Raw genomic sequence first — 20029 nt, 5'->3', positions numbered from 1 at the left:
CTGTGCCGCCCCGGTTTGAGCTTGTCAGGGCGGTGACATCACCGCCCTTTTCGTTTCCTACAGCGCGCGCAGAATGCCTTCGACGCTGGCTTTGGCATCGCCAAACAGCATTTGGGTGTTCTCTTTAAAGAACAGCGGGTTCTGCACCCCGGCATAGCCGGTGTTCATCGAGCGTTTGAACACGATGACGTTTTGCGCTTTCCACACTTCCAGCACCGGCATACCGGCAATCGGGCTGCGCGGATCGTCCTGGGCCGCCGGGTTGACGGTGTCGTTGGCGCCGATAACCAGCACGGTGTCGGTATCGCTGAAATCATCGTTGATCTCATCCATCTCCAGCACCACATCGTACGGCACTTTGGCTTCCGCCAGCAGCACGTTCATGTGCCCCGGCAAACGACCGGCTACCGGGTGAATACCGAAACGCACCTTAATACCGCGCGCGCGCAGCTTCTCGGTGATCTCTGCCACCGGATACTGCGCCTGGGCGACCGCCATACCGTAGCCCGGCGTGATGATCACTGAGGTCGAGTTTTTCAGCAGTTCTGCCGTCTCTTCCGCGCTGATTTCACGGTGTTCACCCGCTTCTTCGCCCGCGTCTGCACCGCTCACGTCAGTGCCGAACCCGCCGGCAATCACGCTGATAAAGGAACGGTTCATCGCTTTACACATAATGTACGACAGGATGGCACCGGAAGAGCCCACCAGCGCACCGGTGACGATCAGCAGGTCGTTGCTCAGCATAAAGCCTGCCGCCGCCGCCGCCCAGCCCGAGTAAGAGTTGAGCATCGAGACCACCACCGGCATATCCGCACCGCCAATCGACGCCACCAGATGCCAGCCGAACACCAGCGCAATCACCGTCATAAGGAGCAGCGCAACGCCCTGTGCGGCGGTGCTGTCGGTACGCACAAACCACAGCATCAGCAGGAATGAGACCACCAGCGCCGCCAGATTCATTTTATGGCGATGCGGCAGCATCAGCGCTTTTGAGGAGATCTTGCCGCGCAGTTTGCCAAACGCCACCACCGAACCGGTGAAGGTCACCGCGCCGATAAAGATGCCGAGGAACACTTCGGTCAGATGGATATTTTCCATCACCGCTGACAGTCCTGGCGCGTGGTCAAGGTAGCTGTTGAACCCGACCAGCACCGCCGCCAGACCGACAAAGCTGTGCAAAATCGCCACCAGCTCCGGCATTTCGGTCATTTCGACTTTCTTCGCCAGACGCACGCCAATCGCACCGCCGATCACCATCGCCAGCAGAATCCACGCCACGTTGCTGCTGTGCGGACCAAAAATGGTGGCGAGCAGCGCCAGCGCCATGCCGCTGATACCAAAGATATTGCCCTGCTTTGAGGTCTCATGCTTCGAGAGCCCGGCCAGGCTGAAAATAAACAGAATTGCGGCAACAATGTATGCTGCAGTCACTAATCCGCCAGACATGTTGTTACCCCTTAATTCTTACGAAACATTTTCAGCATGCGCTGGGTGACGGTGAAACCACCGAAGATATTGATGCTGGCAATCAGGACGGCGATAAACGCCAGGAAGGTGACCCAGCCGCCATGGCCCATCTGCAGCACCGCGCCCACCACAATAATGCCGGAGATGGCGTTGGTGACGGACATTAACGGCGTATGCAGCGCGTGACTGACGTTCCACACCACGTAATACCCGACGACGCAGGCAAGCGCGAACACGGTAAAGTGCGACAGGAATTCCGCCGGCGCGACGTTGGCCAGGCAGCCGAACAGCACTACCGCGAGCGCCAGCAGCAGATACTTGCGCCACGGCGCAGCGGGCTTCTCTGCCGCTTTCACCTGCGGCTGTGCGGCAGGTTTTGCGGCCTGTGGCGCAGCAGAAACCTGAATTGGTGGCGCAGGCCAGGTCACTTCTCCGTCACGAATCACTGTGACGCCGCGCACCACGACATCGTCAAAATCAACCACGATCTCGCCGTTTTTCTCTTTACACAGCAGCTTCAGCAGGTTCACCAGGTTGGTGCCGTACAGCTGCGAGGACTGCGTTGGCAGCCGGCTCGGCAGATCGGTGTAGCCGATGATTTTGACGCCGTTGTCGCTCAGCGTGACGCGGTCGGCGACGGTCAGATCGCAGTTACCGCCGGTGGCTGCCGCCAGATCAACAATCACGCTGCCCGGCTTCATGCTGGCCACCATCTCTGCGGTGATCAGCTTCGGTGCCGGCTTGCCCGGGATCAGCGCGGTGGTGACGATAATGTCCACTTCCTGCGCCTGCGCTGCGAACAGCGCCATCTCCGCCTTGATAAAGGCTTCGGACATCACTTTGGCGTAACCGTCGCCGCTGCCCGCGTCCTCTTCAAAGTCGAGTTCAAGGAATTCGGCACCCATACTCTGCACCTGTTCCTTCACTTCCGGACGGGTATCGAAGGCGCGCACGATGGCACCGAGGCTGCCCGCCGCGCCAATCGCCGCCAGACCGGCCACGCCAGCCCCGATGACCATCACTTTGGCCGGTGGCACTTTACCGGCGGCGGTGATTTGCCCGGTGAAGAAGCGGCCAAACTCATGGGCTGCTTCGACAATGGCACGGTAACCGGCGATGTTCGCCATCGAGCTGAGCGCATCCAGCGACTGCGCGCGCGAAATACGCGGTACGGAATCCATCGCCATTACGGTGATGTTGCGTGCGGCTAATTTCTCCAGCAGTGCCGGGTTCTGCGCTGGCCAGATAAAGCTCACCAGCGTGCTGCCCGCGCGCGTCAGTGCAATCTCGCTGTCGTCTGGCGCGTTCACCTTCAGCACGATGTCGGACTGCCAGACATCCTGCGGATGACTGATGCTGGCACCGGCGGCGATAAAACTGTCATCATCAAAGCTGGCGCGTAAACCGGCGCCCTGCTCAACGGTGACGCTGAATCCCAGCTTGATGAGCTGCTCAACGGTCTTTGGCGTCGCTGCGACGCGGAACTCATTGGCTAACCGCTCTTTGGGTATCCCAATTAACATACTGTTTCCTTTCCATGATTAAAGGATGAGGTTCTGTAAGGGGCACATGCTTAAAAGCCGAAACGCTGTTTCAGCTTTTTATGAGCGAAATGCACTATGTAACAAAGTCTTTATAACCTACTGAAAATGCGCAGGACGATCTAGCGCCATAACGCACACTTATGACATTCACACAGATATTCAGATGCCAGCGATGAATACCGTGGGATGCGACCAGGTTTGCGGCATTATGGAAAATAATCTGCTGTGCCTAATCGTGTCATGACGAATTAACTGTTTTTAAAAACCTATATTTAACAATGCTTTAACTATTATGGTACTAAGCGATACCGGTTAAAGCGGTAAGCTGACCAAAAAAAAGCCATAACAGCGAAAGATGACAGGCCGATGAATAAAATGCTGGGATTGTCAATGTTATGCGCATAAATTGGCTGAGACAGGCCGATTATTACATGCAATAATCAGCGGCTAATCTGTTATACATCAAGAGTCCAGCACGTTTTCGTACTCAATTTGCGTAAGGCGAAGGATCATTTTTATGAAGCTGAAGAACACCATTCTGGCGTCGACCCTGTTATCACTGCTGGCAGCCAATGCGTTTGCTGCCAAAGAGTTAACGCCAGAACAAGCGGCCGCGTTAAAACCATTCGAACGCATCAATATTAGCGGCCGTTTTAATGCAATTGGCGATGCAACAGACGCCGTGTCTAAAGCCGCCGACGCCAAAGGCGCGGACTCTTTCTACGTGCAGGGCATCAACGACAGCAACGGTAACGGTGGCAACTGGCGCGTTACCGCCGATCTGTACAAAGCCAATGCAGCGAAAGTTGAACAAAGCACGCAATACCGGATGTTCAACGGCGTGAAAGAGCTGCCGAAGGCGGAAGCATATCGCCTTGAGCCGTTTGACACCGTCTCCGTCAGCGGCTTCTTCTCCAGCCAGCCGGACGTGAACGAAGCCATCGCCAAAGCGGCGAAAAACAAAGGCGCGGCCTCCTTCTTTATTGTGCGTCAGGTGGATGCTAACAACGGTGGCAACCAGTACGTGACCGCCTACGTGTATAAAGCCGATGCCAAAGCGCGCGTGGTGCAGGATACGTCTGACTCCATTCCGGCTGATTCAGAAGCCGGTAAAGCAGCCCTGGCTGCGGGCGGCGCAGCGGCGAAGAAAGTGGCGATCCCTGGCGTTGCTTCCTCAGATACGCCAAGCACCAGCGTGGGTCGTTTCTTTGAAACCCAAAGCTCTACCGGTCAGCGTTATACGGTGACGCAGCCGGATGGCCGCAGCGTGCAGGAAGTCAATGCGATCACGGCCGCACAGATGCAGCCGTTTGACACCATCTCCTTCTCCGATCACTTCGGCACGCCAACCGAGATCTCAGAAGCCGTGGGCAAACGCGCCATCGCCAAAGGCGCGAAGTATTATCACATTACGCGCCAGTGGCAGAACCAGAGCGGCGGCAACCTGACCGTCACCGCTGACCTGTTTAAATAATCCCCGCGCAGGGCGGCGCCCGTCGCCCTGCCGTTTGCATAATCCGTGTGCAAATCTGCATAGTCTTGCATTGCCTTCACCGTTCGCTCTCCGTAAAATCTGCCGCCTGTTTTCAGGGTATTCCGTTTTAAACGGGACTGATTGCCACGTTACACTCTGGCTGAACAACTACTACCCAGCACACTCTGCTGCTCAGGAATGGCGTTTTGGATAAAAAATTAGGTCTTAGCGCGCTCACTGCGCTGGTGCTCAGCTCGATGCTCGGCGCGGGCGTCTTTAGCCTGCCACAAAATATGGCGGCGGTTGCCGGTCCGGCCGCGCTGCTGATCGGCTGGCTGATCACCGGTGTCGGTATCCTCTTTCTGTCGCTGGCGATGTTGCTGCTGACGCGTTTGCGCCCGGAACTGGATGGCGGCATCTTCACCTACGCGCGCGCCGGCTTCGGCGAGCTGACCGGCTTCTGCTCGGCATGGGGTTACTGGCTGTGCGCGGTGATTGCCAACGTCTCGTATCTGGTAATTGTGTTTTCAGCGCTGAGCTTCTTTACCGATACGCCGGATCGCATCGTGTTTGGCGATGGCAACACCTGGCAGGCGATGCTTGGCGCTTCCGTGCTGCTGTGGCTGGTGCACTGGCTGGTACTGCGCGGCGTACAGACGGCGGCCAGCATCAACCTGCTGGCGACGCTGGGCAAACTGGTGCCGCTGCTGCTGTTCGTGGTGCTGGCGCTGCTGGCGTTTAATTACGATCGCTTCCGTTTTGACTTTGACGGCGCAGCGCTCGGCCAGCCGCTGTGGCAGCAGGTCAAACAGACCATGCTGATTACCCTGTGGGTATTTATTGGCGTGGAAGGCGCGGTGGTAGTCTCTGCCCGCGCGCGCCACAAGAAAGATGTCGGGCGCGCCACGCTGCTGGCGGTGCTGGCCGCGCTGCTGGTCTATCTGCTGGTGACGTTGCTGTCGCTTGGCGTGGTGCCGCGTGCGGAACTGGCGCAGATGCGCAATCCGTCGATGGCCGGTCTGATGGAACGCCTGCTGGGTCATTGGGGCGATGCGGTGATTGCGGTTGGCCTGATTATCTCGGTGTGCGGCGCCTATCTCAGCTGGACCATTATGGCGGCAGAAGTCCCGTTCCTCGCCGCGCAGCAGGGCGCGTTTCCGCGCAGCATTGCCCGGCAGAACCGCCATAACGCGCCGGCGGCGTCGCTGTGGCTGACTAACGGCAGCGTGCAGGTGTGCCTGATTCTGATTGCGGTTACCGGCGCGGATTACAACACGCTGCTGACTATAGCCTCAGAAATGATCCTCGTGCCCTATCTGCTGGTGGGTCTGTATCTGGTCAAAGTGGTACGCGGTCAGCACAAACCGCTGGCCCTGTTGACCGGTCTCGGTGCCAGCGCCTATGGACTCTGGCTGCTGTACGCCTCGGGGCCGCTGCATCTGCTGTTGTCGGTGGTGCTTTACGCGCCGGGTCTGCTGCTGTTCCTGTATGCACGACGCGGTGGCCGCGGCGATCAACCGCTGTTTGCGCTGGAGCGCATCGCCATCGTGCTGTTAATTGCCGCCTCACTGCCCGCGCTGTGGCAGCTGACGCGCTAATCAATGCGGTTGTAAAGGAATGGAAACGCACAGCAGATCATTCTGCTGTGTCAGATTGAGCGGCTTGCGGTATTCCAGATGGATGGCGTCAAGCTGCTCAGCGGACAGCGGATAAGGCAGCTGAATATCGAAGCGGCTGATGTGCTGCTGTTCGGCCAGGGTGATCAGTCGGGCGATGTTAATTTCGTCACTGACCTGGGTTGAAATGATTTGTAATGCTAATTCTTTCAGATGGTCGTCGCTGGCCTGTAAACTGTGCCCGGACTTGCGCGTCACCATGCCAAAAATTGGCATCACGCCGTAAATGGCATCGACAAAGCTCCAGCGTTTTTTGCAGGAAGCGGAAAGGAAGTCACTGTAGTTGAAGCAGATGCGGTCACTGTATCCGGCTGAAGCCAGCTCTTTATCAGACACCCTCGCACTCCTCCTGTTTTCAGTACGATTCCGAACCTTGCGCCAGAACGCGCCGGTAATAATGGCACATTTCACGGTGTACATACCAGTAAGACAAGGATAATTCGTGCGGTAGCGTAGAGCTCAGGACCAGGAAAAGCTATGCTGCTGACATTCTCAGCCATGACAGAGCATTATGAACAAAATTGTCTATGTGGAAGATGAGCCGGAAGTCGGCGAACTGATTGCGGCTTATCTTGGCCGCCACGATATTGAGGTGCTGGTTGAGACGCGCGGCGATCGCGCGGAAGCGACCATTCTCGCCGCCGATCCGGATCTGGTATTACTGGATATCATGCTGCCGGGCAAAGATGGCATGACGCTGTGCCGCGATTTGCGTGCGCACTGGCAGGGACCGATTGTGCTGCTGACCTCGCTCGACAGCGACATGAACCACATTCTGGCGCTGGAGATGGGCGCCAATGACTATATTCTGAAAACCACGCCGCCGGCGGTGCTGCTGGCGCGTCTGCGCCTGCATCTGCGCCAGGCGCACGTGGCCAAACCGGAAGCCGCACCCGCCGTGCAGAGCTCGCAAAAGGTGCTGCGGTTTGGTTCACTCACCATTGATGCGCTCAACCGCCAGGTGATCCTGTTCGACGAACCGATCACCCTTTCGACCGCCGATTTTGACCTGCTGTGGGAGCTGGCGAGCCACGCCGGAGAAATTCTCGACCGTGACGCGTTGCTGAAAACCCTGCGCGGCGTGAGCTATGACGGCATGGATCGCAGCATCGACGTCGCCATTTCACGCCTGCGCAAGAAACTGTACGACAGCGCCACCGAGCCGTTCCGCATCAAAACCATCCGTAACAAAGGCTATCTGTTCGCGCCGCAGGCCTGGGATACCCGCTCCTGATGAGAAAGCTCTTCATTCAGTTCTATCTGCTGCTGTTCGTCTGCTTCCTGGTGATGACGCTGCTGGTGGGTCTGGTGTACAAATTCACCGCCGAGCGCGCCGGACGCCAGTCGATGAACGACCTGATGGCCAGCTCGCTGTTTCTGATGCGCAGCGAACTGCGTGAGATCCCGCCGCGCGACTGGAATAAAACCATCCGCAACCTCGATCTCGATTTATCCTTTGAGCTGCACATCGAACCGATGAGCAAATATCAGCTGGACGAAGCCGACATGAAGCGGCTGCGCGCCGGTGAGATCGTCGCCCTTGACGATCAGTACACCTTCCTGCAGCACATCCCGCGCAGCCACTATGTGCTGTCGGTCGGACCGATTCCTTACCTGTTTTATCTGCACCAGATGCGCATCCTTGATATCGCCCTGCTGGCGTTTATTGGCATGTCGCTGGCGCTGCCGGTGTTCATCTGGCTGCGCCCGCACTGGCAGGAGATGCAGCGGCTGGAGAAAGCGGCTCAGCGCTTTGGTCGCGGCGAGCTTGACGTGCGCACCCATTTTGAAAACACCTCCAGCCTGCACAGCCTTGGCGTGGCGTTCAACCAGATGGCGGACAACATCAATACGCTGGTGGCGAGTAAAAAACAGCTGATTGACGGTATCGCGCACGAGCTGCGCACGCCGCTGGTCCGGCTGCGTTACCGGCTGGAGATGAGTGAAAACCTCAGTGCGGCAGAGTCGGCGGCGCTGAACCGTGACGTCGGCCAGCTGGAGAGCCTGATTGAGGAGCTGCTGACCTATGCGCGCCTCGACCGGCCGCGCGTTGACCTCAATCTGCAATCTTTCGATCTGGCCCAATGGCTGCGCGTGCACATCGCTGACGTGCAGACCATGAATCCGCAGACGCACATTACGCTGGATATTCCGCAGCTGGAAAACATTGGCGCGGCAGATACGCGCCTGATGGAGCGCGTGCTGGATAACCTCGTGAATAACGCCCTGCGCTATGCGCAGCAGCGGCTGCGTGTCAGCCTGTGGTTTGACGGCGCCATCGGCAATCTGCAGGTTGAAGATGATGGTCCGGGCATTCCGCCGGATGAACGCCAGCGGGTATTCGAACCTTTCGTACGGCTCGATCCCAGCCGCGATCGCGCCACCGGCGGCTGCGGCCTCGGTCTGGCGATTGTGCACTCTATTGCGCAGGCGCTGCAGGGCCAGGTCTCGATTGAGAGCAGTCCGCTGGGCGGCGCCTGCGTGCGCTTCTGCTGGCCAGTTGATCTCCCCCTGCGCGACGTGACGCCGCGCTTACCTTCATAAGGAGCTTGTTACATGACTGCAGCTTATCAGGAACTTAGCCGCACTTTTCAGCGCCTGGCGCGTTTTGGCCATCTGGGCGCGATTGCCGGCGTGGATATGCAAACCACCATGCCGCCGGGCGGCAGCCAGGCGCGTGGAGAAGCGATGGCAGAGCTGAGCGTATTTATGCACGAGCTGCTGACCGACAAGCGCCTCGGCGGGCTGTTTGACGCCGCCGCGCAGGAGTCGCTGAACGATGTGGAACAGGCCAATCTGGGCGAAATGCAGCGCGCGTGGCGCCAGGCAACGCTGCTGCCGGCCTCGCTGGTGGAAGCCAAATCGCTGGCCGGCTCGCGCTGTGAACACGCGTGGCGCAGTCAGCGTCCGGCCAATGACTGGCAGGGCTTCAGCGCTAACCTGAAAGAAGTGGTGAAGCTGAGCCGCGAAGAGGCACAGCTGCGCGCCGATGCGCTCGGCGTATCACGCTACGATGCGCTGCTGGATGTGTTTGAGCCCGGCATGACCAGCGCGCAGCTCGACAGCACCTTTGGCGATCTGAAAAGCTGGCTGCCGGATCTGCTGCAAAAAGCGGTAGCCCGCCAGCAGGCAACGCCGATTGCCCAGCCGGTCGGCCCCTTCGCCATTGAATCGCAGAAACAGCTCGGCCTGAGCGTGATGGCTACGTTAGGGTTTGATTTTAATCACGGCCGGCTGGACGTGAGCGCCCACCCGTTCTGCGGCGGCGTACCGGAAGATGTGCGTATCACCACACGCTACAACGAAAACGATTTTCTCAGCGCGCTGATGGGCGTGATCCACGAAACCGGCCATGCGCGCTATGAGCAGAATCTGCCACAGCAGTGGCGCGGACAGCCGGTGGCGCTGGCGCGCTCGACCGCGATGCATGAATCGCAAAGCCTGTTTATGGAGATGCAGCTGGGGCGCAGTCACGCCTTCCTGCAGCATATTCATCCCCAGGTGGTGGCGCTGATGGGCGACCAGCCGGCGCTGGAGCGCAACAACTTTATTCGGCTGACCCAACGCGTGAAGCCGGGCTTCATTCGCGTTGATGCCGACGAGCTGAGCTATCCGGCCCACGTGATTTTACGTTACGAAATCGAGCGGGCGCTGATTGAAGGCGAGATTGAAGTCGAGGATATTCCGGCGCTGTGGGATGAAAAAATGCAGCAGTCGCTGGGTATTGATACGCGCGGCAACTATCGCGACGGCTGTATGCAGGATATTCACTGGACCGACGGTGCCTTCGGCTACTTCCCGACCTACACGCTGGGCGCGATGTACGCCGCTCAGCTGTTCCAGGCGGTAAAGCGCGCCATTCCGCAGGTGGACGAATTGATTCAGCAGGGTGAACTGCAACCGGTGTTTGACTGGCTGCAGCAGAACATCTGGCAGCACGGCAGCCGCTTCCCGACGCAGCAGCTGCTGATCAATGCCACTGGCGAAGCGCTTAATCCACACTATTTCCGTCAGCATCTGGAACAGCGTTATCTCTCTGCCTGATTCGTGCGGCGGCCTGCCCGGCCGCCGTTTTTTCCTCGGAGAGTGGTCCGCAACTATCCCCGCCCTGACCGGTTTTCCTGCTTTGTACAATCCGTTACACGCCGATACCATTCCCTCACTGAAGGCACGAATTGTTTTACATATAGTGCATTCACCGGCCCCGCAGTGGGCTACACATGAAAAAATAGTTCGAGGGTTTTGCAATGAAAAAATTATTTGCGCTGGTGATCGCCGCTGCTATGGGTCTGTCTTCTGTAGCCTTCGCTGCTGAGACAACAACTGCTGCTCCTGCTGCTGCTGCAACTACCGCTGCACCGGCTAAGCACAAAGCTGTTCACCACAAAAAAGCCGCTGCTCAGAAAGCGCAGGCTGCCAAAAAGCACAAGAAAGTAGAGAAGAAAGCACCAGCGGCTCAGAAAGCGCAGGCGGCTAAAAAGCACCACAAGAAAGCCACCAAACCAGCTGCTCAGAAAGCCCAGGCCGCTAAAAAGCACCACAAGAAAGCCACCAAGCCAGCGGCTCAGAAAGCCCAGGCTGCTAAAAAACACCACAAAGCCACCAAGCCAGCTGCACAGAAAGCTCAGGCGGCTAAAAAGCACCACAAAAAAGTAACCAAACCTGCTGCTCAGAAAGCTCAGGCTGCTAAAAAGCACCACAAAGCGAAAAAAGCTGCTAAATAAGGTTGCCTTGCGCGCCAACACCGCATTAATGATTGAAAACACCCGGTTCTGCCGGGTGTTTATTTACTGGAGTAGCGAAAAATGGTGCGTCGCTATCGCTTCGAAATTATCCTGATTGTCATGATTCTGTGCGGCATTATTGCGGCCAGCTTTTTTATCTAGTCGTTGTAGCGTGCTGATTACTCCAATATTTCTCCCTTTTTTACCGCTCACCGACTATAGTTATCGCTCAAGCGTGATGACCATAACCTCTATTTATTCTCGCCATTGAGAGAACTATGCGCCTGGCTATCCTGTTATTTGTAGGTCTTTTTAGCTTTAACCTCACAGCCCATGCCGATGATGAAGACGGCCCCAGCCCGGAAGAGATTAAGACCCTGTTCTTCGGCAAAGATCATCGTAAAGCCATTACCGACGTCAGTGCGGCGCCGTGGGATGCCATTGGTCAGTTAGAGACGGAAAGCGGCAATCTGTGCAGTGCCACGTTGATTTCGGCCCATCTGGCGCTGACGGCCGGACACTGCTTACTGACGCCCCCGGGCAAATTCGACAAGCCGGTCGCGCTGCGCTTTATGGCGGGAGCCAAAGGCTGGCGTTACGAAATTCATGATATTGACGCGCGCGTGGAGCCTTCGCTGGCGCGGCGTCTGCAGGCGGATGGTGAAGGCTGGATCGTGCCGCCAGACGCGGCACCTTACGATTACGGCCTGGTGATTCTGCACAATCCGCCGTCCGGTATCGTGCCGATTCCGTTGTTTGACGGTTCGCGCAGCGATTTAACCGCTGCGCTGAAAACCACCGACCGCAAAGTGACACAGGCCGGTTATCCCGCTGACCATCTGGATACACTCTACTCGCACAGCGATTGCCTGATCACCGGCTGGGCGCAGCGTGCCGTGCTGTCGCACCAGTGCGACACCCTGCCCGGCGACAGCGGTTCACCGCTGCTGCTGAAGCGCGACGGCGAGTGGCAGCTGATTGCGGTACAGAGCTCGGCACCGGCACCGGCCGATCGCTATCGCGCCGATAACCGCGCCATTGCCGTTACATCCTTTAAAGACAAGCTGGAAGCGCTGGCGCAATAGGTCAGCCCAGCTGCTCCATCGCCTGCAGAATACGTTTGTCGGAGATGGGATACGGCGTGCCCAGCTGCTGCGCAAAATAACTGATGCGCAGCTCCTCCAGCATCCAGCGGATCGCCTGTACCTCTTCATCGTCCTGACGCTGCGGCGGCAGCTTGTTGCGCCAGCTTTGCCACGCCTGCTCTACCGCCTGCACTTTCAGCATCCGCGCCCGATCGCTGTGTGGATCGACCGGCAGCTTCTCCAGCCGGCGCTCAATACCGTGCAGATAGCGCAGTGTGTCACCCAGCCGCTGATAGCCGTTGCCGGTGACAAAACCGCGATACACCAGGCCGCTCAGCTGCGTTTTGATATCCGCCAGCGCCAGTGCCAGCGTCATGTCCACCCGTCCCTTGAGGAACTTGTTGATGTTGAACACGCTGGTAAGAATCTGCTCGACCCGGCTGGCGATGGTCACCACCGTGTCGTTCAGTTCGGCGCGTACTTTATCGCGCAGCTGCTCGAAGTTTTCCTGCTGCCACGCCGGGCCACCGGCGTCCGCCATCAGCTTGTCCACGCCGCAGGCGATACAGTCATCAATCAGCTCCAGCACTTTGCCGTACGGATTGAAATAGAGTCCGAGCTTGGCTTTGTTTGGCAGCTTCTCGTGCAGATACTTGATCGGCGAAGGGATGTTCAGCAGCAATAACCGCCGCTGGCCGCGCCACATCATCTTCTGCTGCTCGCGTTCACTGTCAAACAGGCGAATCGCGACGCTGTCTTTTTCATCCACCAGCGCCGGCCAGGCTTTGACCTGATAATTGCCGCGCTTCTGCTCGTAGCTTTGCGGCAAATCACCGAAGCTCCACAGATGCAGCCCGCGCTGTTCCAGCCCGTCATCCGCCACGTTGGACAGCGTCTCCTGCACCTTGCCTTTCAGCACCTGCTTCAGCTGATGCAGGTCTTTGCCTTCCTGCAGCTTACGGTTGTGCTCATCCACCACGCGGAAGGTCATTTTCAGGTGATCGGGCACCTGATCCCACTGCCAGGCGTCGCGCTCAATGGTGACGCCAGACATGCGGCGGAACTCACGCTCCAGCGCATCCAGCAGCGGCTGCTCCAGCGCCGTCACGCGGCCAAGAAAGGCTTCAGCGTAGTTGGGTGCCGGCACAAAGTTGCGTCGCACCGGCTTGGGCAGCGACTTAATTAGTGCGATGATCAGCTCGCGGCGCACGCCGGGGATCTGCCACTCGAAGCCGGCTTCGTCGACCTGGTTGAGCAGCGGCAGCGGGATGTGCACCGTCACACCATCCGCATCGGCCCCCGGTTCGAACTGGTAGCTGAGCTTCAGTTTCAGGTTGCCCTGATACCAGAAGTTCGGGTAATCCAGCTGGCTGACCTTCTCCGCGCCGTCTTTGATCAGCATTTGCTTATCAAAGCTCAGCAGATCCGGATTGTCCTTACTGGCCTGTTTCCACCAGCTGTCAAAATGCCGCGCTGAGACCACCTCGCTGCCAATGCGGCGATCGTAAAACGCAAACAGCGTCTCGTCATCGACTAAAATGTCGCGCCGCCGCGATTTGTGCTCAAGATCCTCGATTTCACTGCGCAGTTTCAGGTTGTTGCGGAAGAAAGCGTGACGCGTCTGCCAGTCGCCCTCCACCAGCGCATGGCGAATAAACAACTCCCGGCTGAGCTGCGGATCGATGCGGCTGTAATTGACCTTACGCGCCTGCACAATCGGCAGCCCGTACAGCGTAACTTTCTCGGTGGCCATGACTGCGCCCTGCGCTTTCTCCCAGTGCGGTTCACTGTAGCTGCGCTTCAGCAGATGCTGGGCCAGCGGTTCGATCCACTCCGGATCGATGCGCGCCGCAACGCGGCCCCACAGGCGGCTGGTTTCCACCAGTTCCGCCACCACGGTCCATTTAGGCGGCTTCCTAAACAGCCCGGAACCGGGGAAAATAGCGAAACGCGCGTTGCGTGCGCCGGTAAACTCCTGCTTTTCCGCATCTTTCTGACCGATGTGTGACAGTAAACAGGTGAGCAGCGCGCAGTGTACTTCACGGTACGGTGCCGGCTCGCTGTTGAGCGGCATGCCCAGTTCCCGCACCACCTGACGCAGCTGGGTGTAGATGTCCTGCCATTCGCGCACGCGCAGGTAATTGAGATAATCGCTTTTACACTGGCGGCGGAACTGGTTACCGGACAGCGCTTTCTGCTGTTCCTGCAGGTAGTTCCACAGATTAACGAAAGCGAGAAAGTCTGACTCTTTGTCGGCAAAACGCCGGTGTTTCTCGTCAGATGCCTGCTGTTTCTCCACCGGACGCTCGCGCGGATCCTGAATCGACAGCGCAGCGGCAATAATCATCACTTCGCGCACGCAGCCAAATTTCTGCGCTTCCAGCACCATGCGCGCCAGCCGCGGATCGACCGGCAGCTGCGCCAGACTGCGCCCGGACGGCGTAAGTTTGTACGCTCCTTCCTCGCTCAGGGTAATCGCGCCGAGCTCCTCCAGCAGGCGCACGCCGTCCTGAATGTTGCGCTTATCCGGCGCTTCGACAAACGGGAATGCGGCGATGTCGCCCAGTCCAAGCGCCGTCATCTGCAAAATCACCGACGCCAGGTTGGTACGCAGAATTTCCGGGTCAGTAAACGCCGGGCGGCTGAGGAAATCATCCTCCGAATAGAGGCGAATACAGATCCCTTCCGACACGCGGCCGCAGCGCCCTTTGCGCTGGTTAGCCGACGCCTGCGAGATCGGCTCGATCGGCAGACGCTGCACTTTGGTGCGGTAGCTGTAACGGCTGATGCGCGCAGTGCCGGGATCGATGACATATTTAATGCCCGGCACGGTGAGCGAGGTCTCAGCGACGTTGGTCGCCAGCACAATGCGGCGGCCGCTGTGCGCCTGGAACACCCGGTTCTGTTCGGCGTTGGACAGGCGCGCATAGAGCGGCAGAATCTCGGTGTGCGGTAAATCGCGCTTCATCAGTGCATCTGCGGTATCGCGAATTTCGCGCTCACCGCTCATGAAGATCAGGATATCGCCGCGCCCTTCGCTACTCAGTTCGTCAACCGCATCGAAAATTGCCTGCAGCTGATCGCGCTCAGTGTCTTCGGCATCTTCTACCACTGGACGATAGCGTACATCGACCGGATACGTGCGGCCCGAAACCTCGATTACCGGGGCATTATTGAAGTGGCGCGAAAAGCGCTGCGGATCGATGGTCGCGGAGGTGATGATCACTTTCAGATCGGGACGACGCGGCAGCAGTTCGCGCAGGTAACCCAGCAGGAAATCGATGTTCAGACTGCGTTCGTGCGCTTCATCGATGATGATGGTGTCATACTGCAGCAGCAGACGATCCTGCTGAATTTCCGCCAGCAGAATACCGTCGGTCATCAGTTTGACCTGAGTGGTTTCGCTGACCTGATCGTTAAACCGCACCTTATAACCGACGGTGCCGCCGGGCGTGGTTTCCAGCTCTTCGGCAATGCGGTTCGCCACGGTGCGTGCCGCCAGACGACGCGGCTGCGTATGCCCAATCAGCCCTTTCACACCGCGCCCGAGCGACAGACAGATCTTTGGCAGCTGGGTGGTTTTACCTGAGCCGGTCTCACCGGCGACAATCACTACCTGATGATCGCGAATCGCGTCGGCGATGTCCTGCTGCTTCTGGCTGACCGGCAGATTTTCCGGAAACGTAATGCGCGGCGTCGCGGCGGCGCGCTGCGCCACGCGCTGTTCTGCCGCGGCGAACACCGGCTCCAGCTCAGCCATAATTTCCTGCTGCGCAGCGGGATTTTTCACCTTTGCCGCACCGTGCAGACGACGCTGCAGCGCTTTGCGGTCGCGCAGCATCAGGTTATCGAGCCGCGACCAGAGTGGGGCCAGAGGTGACGTAACGGATGATGACATAGTGATGAATTACCTGTTGTTGCAGTGAGCCGGCACTTGCGGCTCGGCGCCGGGCAGAATTTTCCGGCGGATTCAATCGATTAATGCCCGCCATCTTAGCACAGATTGGAACATCTCACCTGACCGGACGTGCCACCTTATTCAATAATTTCGAACATAGGCCTCGAAATATTGCGCTTTTACCTGCCGGACGAACTCCGTAGAGTGTAACGCATTGAGCGGTAAGCCAACCGCGTAACGTACAGGAAAATACCATGAGCAAAGTTTTAGTTCTGAAATCAAGCATCCTTGCCGGTTACTCACAGTCTAACCAGCTGGCAGACTTCTACGCTGATGAAGCCCGCGCCAAAGGCGACGAAGTCACGGTACGCGATCTGGCTGCCCAGCCGATTCCGGTACTGGACGGTGAACTGGTTGGCGCCCTGCGTCCTTCAGACGCGCCGCTGTCGCCACGTCAGCAGGACGCGCTGGCCCTGTCCGATGAACTGATTGCTGAACTGCAGGCGCACGATACCGTGGTTATCGCTGCACCGATGTACAACTTCAACATTCCTACTCAGCTGAAAAACTACTTTGACCTGATTGCCCGTGCCGGCGTCACCTTCCGCTACACCGAAGCAGGCCCGGAAGGTCTGGTGAAAGGCAAACGTGCGGTGATCCTTTCAAGCCGTGGCGGCATTCACAAAGACACCCCGACTGATCTGCTGACCCCGTACGTGAAACTGTTCCTCGGCTTCATCGGCATCACCGACGTTGACTTCGTGTTCGCCGAAGGCATTGCTTACGGTCCGGAAGTGGCAACCAAAGCCGCCAGCGATGCCAAAGACGCCATCAAACAGATTGTTGCTGCGTAATCATCATTAAAACAATGCTATCTGTCTTGCCGGGCCTGAGTGCCCGGCTTTTTTATGCCTGCGCTATCGTGGAAGCAGTTATTTCTGCACCCACTGACCATTTATCCCGCGCACATATTCGCCGCTTCCGGCACGGTTAACCAGCTTCTCGCCGGCGATGCGCGCCACCTCGGCGGTGGTGAGATTGTTCTGCTGCGCCACGCGCTGATACTGCTGGCTGCGGCCGTCATTGATGCGCTTAACCAGCGCCAGCGTCTCGTCATCCTGCTGACGAGCGGCGATGTAACCGCTTAGCGTTTCGCCCACGCGCCCCTGCTGGCGCGCCTGATCCAGCGTCAGCGCCCAGGCCGACGGCACCAGCAAAAACGCCAGCAACAGCGCTATCCCCTTGCGTTTCATCGAGCATCTCCTCAAAACAGTCCGCTCTGATTCTTCAGCAGCGCTTCGACATCTTTATCCACCTTGATGTGGATTTCATGTTCGATTTTTACGTTCATGTTGATGGTGATTGGCTCTTTGGGTGCGGCGACTTCGATGCGCGGCACACAGCCCAGCAGCGGCAGTCCCGCTGTCAGCACCAGTAATGCCCTCAGGCTCATGGTTTCGGGTCCTTGTTGGATGGCAGGGTGGCGTTTTGCTCCACCCAGGATTGCAAATTATCGCCAAAGCGCAGGCTGCGCCACAGCTGGAACAGGTTTTCCTGATGACGGTAATTAAGATTGACGGACTGGCGGCGGTTACTGAACTGGCTGGTGCCTTTCACCTCGCTTTGCAGAATCAGGTTACCGAAGTTATCCAGATCCAGCGTCGCCCACGAACGGGCAATCTCCATGTAGCGCAGCCAGTCCATCACCGCCCCGGCGGCCACGTTATTGCTGACAATCGCATCCGCCATGTCTTTGTCCATGCGGAACGTCAGCGGGCCACTGTTAGCGATCCAGCCCTTTTCAATCAGCCAGTGTGGATTGTTCACCCACAGCGGCAATTCGCCATTCACTTTACCGGACATGGCAAATTGCTTCGGCTTGAGCGCCGTCACCAGCCGGCTGAGATCAATGTCACGCAGCGAAATCCGCGCCGGCTGATGCTGCGGTAAACGCAATGCTGGCATGCTGACGTGCCCGCCGAGCAGATCGAGATTGACGTTGCTGAGCGTCAGCGGCTGGCGCTCCTGCCACGGATAGTGGCCCTGCAGATCCGCGGTAATGTTCTGCAGCGCAAACTGGTTTTTCACTTCGGCGATGCGCAGCGACACCGGCCCGCGGCGCCCCAGCTGCCACTGATGATCTTTCAGGCGGAACGGCAGGATAAAATCGATGCCGTTGATTTCACTGTCCGGCATCCATACGCTGCCCTGTTTCACCGCCCAGAAACCGCCCGCCTCAAACCCCTGGCCGCTGGCGGCGGAAAAGGCCATCTGCGCGCGCAGCTCGCCAGACTGGATACGCATCTTCAGATCGCTGCTCAGCAGCGGCTGAAAGACGCTGAGCGACTGCGCCGGCCACCAGGCTTCGCCGCGCAGCCGCTCGCCGTCCCAGCGGCCATGCACGCGCAGCGGTCCGATGTCTTCCGCGGTGAGCTGACCGCGCCACAGAAAATGTCCTGGATCGCGCCCTTTGGCATCGAAACGCAGTTCGGACGGCGGCAGCCAGCCACCGTAGCTGAAGCGCGTCTGGCCGGAACGCAGCGCAAACCCGCCGTTAAACGCCGGCTGTGCCACATCGCGCTGCCAGCGCACCGGCGCGGTCAGCGTCAGGCGCGGCTTATCCACCTGCACCATGCCGTACGCCAGCTGATCAAACCCGGTGTTCAGCGTATCGAGGCTGATCAGGGTGTCGTGCCAGCTGCCGGTGCCCTTCACATCCCATTTGGCGCTAAGCGGCGCCATCACGCCTTCGCCCCAGTAACGCCAGTTCCAGCGTCCGCTGTCTGGCCAGAAGTCGCTGGCGCGCCCGTCGAGATGCAGCCTGAAGCGGCCGAAACTGGGGTCGTGCGCGTTGAGAATCGCCTGTAACCGGCCGTTGATGCCGCGCGAAGCCACGCTGACGCCGGCCAGCGGCCAGCGCGCTTCATCCACTTCCAGCGTCGAGAGTAAGCGTCCGCGCAGGCGCAGCAGTGCGCCCGGCTGCAGGCTGAGCTGCGGATCGCTGAGCATGCCATGTACTTGTCCGGGGATGGTGCCGTACAGCTGCAGGTCGGCAAATTTGCTTTCGCCGGTTAACTGGAACGGCAGTGCGCTGTCAGTCAGGCTCAGCTTGCCCGGCCCAACGCTCAGTACCAGGTTGCCTTTCCCGCCGCGTCCGGCGGTCAGTAAATTGAAGCGGCCGCGGATCTGCGTCTGTTCCAGCCCCTGCTGCCAGTCATCCAACGTCAGCGCCACGCCGCCCGACAGCGGTTGCGACCCGAACGGCCAGCGCCAGTGACCGGCAGTGATGCGGATTTGCTGCGCATCGACCTGCCACGGCAGCTGTAACAACGGCTGTGGTTCCTGTTGCTGGCGCACCACCAGTTCGCCCTGCTGCTGCTGCCAGTTAAGCGTCAGCGCCAGCGGCTGCGGCCACTGCGTCAGGTTAAGCGCACCGCTGAGCTCACCCGCCACCGGCAGGCCATCGGCAAAAGTCGGCAGCGTCAGATTGCCATGCAGTTCGACCGGTTGCGGCAGTAAAGGATGGCTGAGCTGGAGCTGATCAATGTGCAACTGCTGCCCCTGCAGGCGCGCGGCGACGCGCAGGTTGTCGCCCTGATAACGCAGCTGCTGAAGGTCTTTGTCTAAGGTCAGATCGAAGCGGCCCGCATATTGCTGCCATGGCAAAATACTGAGCTGTTGCAGATGGATATCCGCGCCGGGCAGCATCTGCTGCCACTCTGCGAGGCTGCGCGGCGCATCGCGCGTGGCACTGTGCGGCAGCGCCTGCAGGCAATCGCTGTTTAGCGCCACCTCGCGCGCATCAAGCTGCCAGCGCTGTTGCGTCCGGCCAAGCCCCACGTCCGCGACCTGCGCCAGCAGGCAGTCACCGGCCAGATAGCGCACATCAGGAAATACCAGCCGGCCCTGCTGCCAGTGCGGCGCGCCGTGTAGCTCGACGCGGGTATTTTCCGGCAGCCAGATACCTGCCAGCCGCGGCAGCCAGTGCGTCAGCGTCAGCAGCAATCCCAGCAGCAGCAGTATTAGCGCCAGTAGCGCAGCAAGTAGTCGACGGAGGCCCCGCGTCATGGCTGTTAACGTTCCTGTTCTTTACCCAATCCTGACAGAGATGATGGCATGTTACGCCCGGCAAATGAAGGCGTTACCGCTTTAGTCTGGCTG

15 protein-coding genes are annotated in these 20029 nt (G+C 58.8%); 8 read left to right on the top strand and 7 right to left on the bottom strand.

The window, feature by feature from the left end:
- Nucleotides 1-57: 57 nt before the first annotated feature.
- Together pntB and pntA are read right to left on the bottom strand one after the other, a co-directional pair.
- Complete coding sequence (pntB, locus tag C1Y42_RS04960; RefSeq protein WP_058774715.1) at nucleotides 58-1446, bottom strand: Re/Si-specific NAD(P)(+) transhydrogenase subunit beta; 1389 nt, start codon at nucleotides 1444-1446, stop codon at nucleotides 58-60.
- Between the two features lie 11 nt (nucleotides 1447-1457).
- Nucleotides 1458-2990 carry a Re/Si-specific NAD(P)(+) transhydrogenase subunit alpha gene (pntA, locus tag C1Y42_RS04955; RefSeq protein ID WP_104092912.1) on the bottom strand — a complete coding sequence of 511 codons (1533 nt, stop codon included), beginning with the start codon at nucleotides 2988-2990 and terminating at the stop codon, nucleotides 1458-1460.
- Nucleotides 2991-3528: 538 nt separating this feature from the next.
- Between pntA and ydgH the strand changes: the two genes are divergently transcribed.
- Nucleotides 3529-4485 carry a DUF1471 family protein YdgH gene (gene ydgH / locus C1Y42_RS04950; RefSeq protein WP_021506110.1) on the top strand — a complete coding sequence of 319 codons (957 nt, stop codon included), beginning with the start codon at nucleotides 3529-3531 and terminating at the stop codon, nucleotides 4483-4485.
- Nucleotides 4486-4691: 206 nt separating this feature from the next.
- Nucleotides 4692-6083: a basic amino acid/polyamine antiporter gene (locus C1Y42_RS04945; protein ID WP_021506111.1), complete on the top strand. Its 1392-nt coding sequence runs from the start codon at nucleotides 4692-4694 to the stop codon at nucleotides 6081-6083.
- Here the strand turns inward: C1Y42_RS04945 and C1Y42_RS04940 are convergent, their stop codons facing one another.
- Nucleotides 6084-6497: a hypothetical protein gene (locus C1Y42_RS04940; protein WP_021506112.1), complete on the bottom strand. Its 414-nt coding sequence runs from the start codon at nucleotides 6495-6497 to the stop codon at nucleotides 6084-6086.
- 175 nt (nucleotides 6498-6672) lie between these two features.
- Between C1Y42_RS04940 and rstA the strand changes: the two genes are divergently transcribed.
- The 5 genes from rstA (at nucleotide 6673) to C1Y42_RS04915 (ending at nucleotide 11970) form a co-directional block, all read left to right on the top strand.
- Nucleotides 6673-7395, top strand: coding sequence for a two-component system response regulator RstA (gene rstA / locus C1Y42_RS04935; protein WP_021506113.1), 723 nt, complete (start codon nucleotides 6673-6675; stop codon nucleotides 7393-7395).
- Nucleotides 7395-8705 (top strand): two-component system sensor histidine kinase RstB, encoded by a 1311-nt coding sequence (gene rstB / locus C1Y42_RS04930; protein ID WP_021506114.1) that lies wholly within the window; start codon nucleotides 7395-7397, stop codon nucleotides 8703-8705. The genes rstA and rstB overlap by 1 nt, the downstream gene beginning before the upstream one ends.
- 12 nt (nucleotides 8706-8717) lie before the next feature.
- Nucleotides 8718-10205, top strand: coding sequence for a carboxypeptidase M32 (locus C1Y42_RS04925; protein WP_058774718.1), 1488 nt, complete (start codon nucleotides 8718-8720; stop codon nucleotides 10203-10205).
- A 203-nt stretch (nucleotides 10206-10408) separates the two neighbouring features.
- Nucleotides 10409-10885: an acid resistance repetitive basic protein Asr gene (gene asr, locus C1Y42_RS04920; RefSeq protein ID WP_071813568.1), complete on the top strand. Its 477-nt coding sequence runs from the start codon at nucleotides 10409-10411 to the stop codon at nucleotides 10883-10885.
- A gap of 278 nt (nucleotides 10886-11163) precedes the next feature.
- Nucleotides 11164-11970, top strand: coding sequence for a serine protease (locus tag C1Y42_RS04915; RefSeq protein WP_021506118.1), 807 nt, complete (start codon nucleotides 11164-11166; stop codon nucleotides 11968-11970).
- A gap of 1 nt (nucleotide 11971) precedes the next feature.
- On the opposite strand, the gene hrpA is transcribed toward C1Y42_RS04915, so the two are convergent.
- On the bottom strand, nucleotides 11972-15868 hold the full coding sequence (gene hrpA / locus C1Y42_RS04910; protein ID WP_104092911.1) for an ATP-dependent RNA helicase HrpA: 3897 nt from the start codon (nucleotides 15866-15868) through the stop codon (nucleotides 11972-11974).
- Nucleotides 15869-16122: 254 nt separating this feature from the next.
- Between hrpA and azoR the strand changes: the two genes are divergently transcribed.
- A complete protein-coding gene (azoR, locus tag C1Y42_RS04905) occupies nucleotides 16123-16722 on the top strand; it encodes an FMN-dependent NADH-azoreductase (protein ID WP_021506120.1) in 600 nt (199 codons plus the stop codon).
- 78 nt (nucleotides 16723-16800) lie between these two features.
- Here azoR and C1Y42_RS04900 read toward each other — a convergent pair whose 3' ends face one another.
- Genes C1Y42_RS04900 through C1Y42_RS04890 form a run of 3 tightly spaced genes read right to left on the bottom strand, consistent with a single transcriptional unit; the run spans nucleotide 16801 to nucleotide 19936 of the window.
- Complete coding sequence (locus C1Y42_RS04900) at nucleotides 16801-17121, bottom strand: YdbL family protein (RefSeq protein ID WP_021506121.1); 321 nt, start codon at nucleotides 17119-17121, stop codon at nucleotides 16801-16803.
- A gap of 11 nt (nucleotides 17122-17132) precedes the next feature.
- Nucleotides 17133-17321: a YnbE family lipoprotein gene (locus C1Y42_RS04895; RefSeq protein WP_010618431.1), complete on the bottom strand. Its 189-nt coding sequence runs from the start codon at nucleotides 17319-17321 to the stop codon at nucleotides 17133-17135.
- On the bottom strand, nucleotides 17318-19936 hold the full coding sequence (locus tag C1Y42_RS04890; RefSeq protein ID WP_058774720.1) for a YdbH family protein: 2619 nt from the start codon (nucleotides 19934-19936) through the stop codon (nucleotides 17318-17320). Before C1Y42_RS04890 ends, C1Y42_RS04895 begins: the two co-directional genes overlap by 4 nt.
- Nucleotides 19937-20029 lie beyond the last annotated feature (93 nt).

This window comes from Pantoea sp. ICBG 985, from assembly GCF_002928365.1.
GTDB lineage: Bacteria > Pseudomonadota > Gammaproteobacteria > Enterobacterales > Enterobacteriaceae > Pantoea > Pantoea dispersa.
This window is presented reverse-complemented; position numbering and strand designations above follow the sequence as displayed.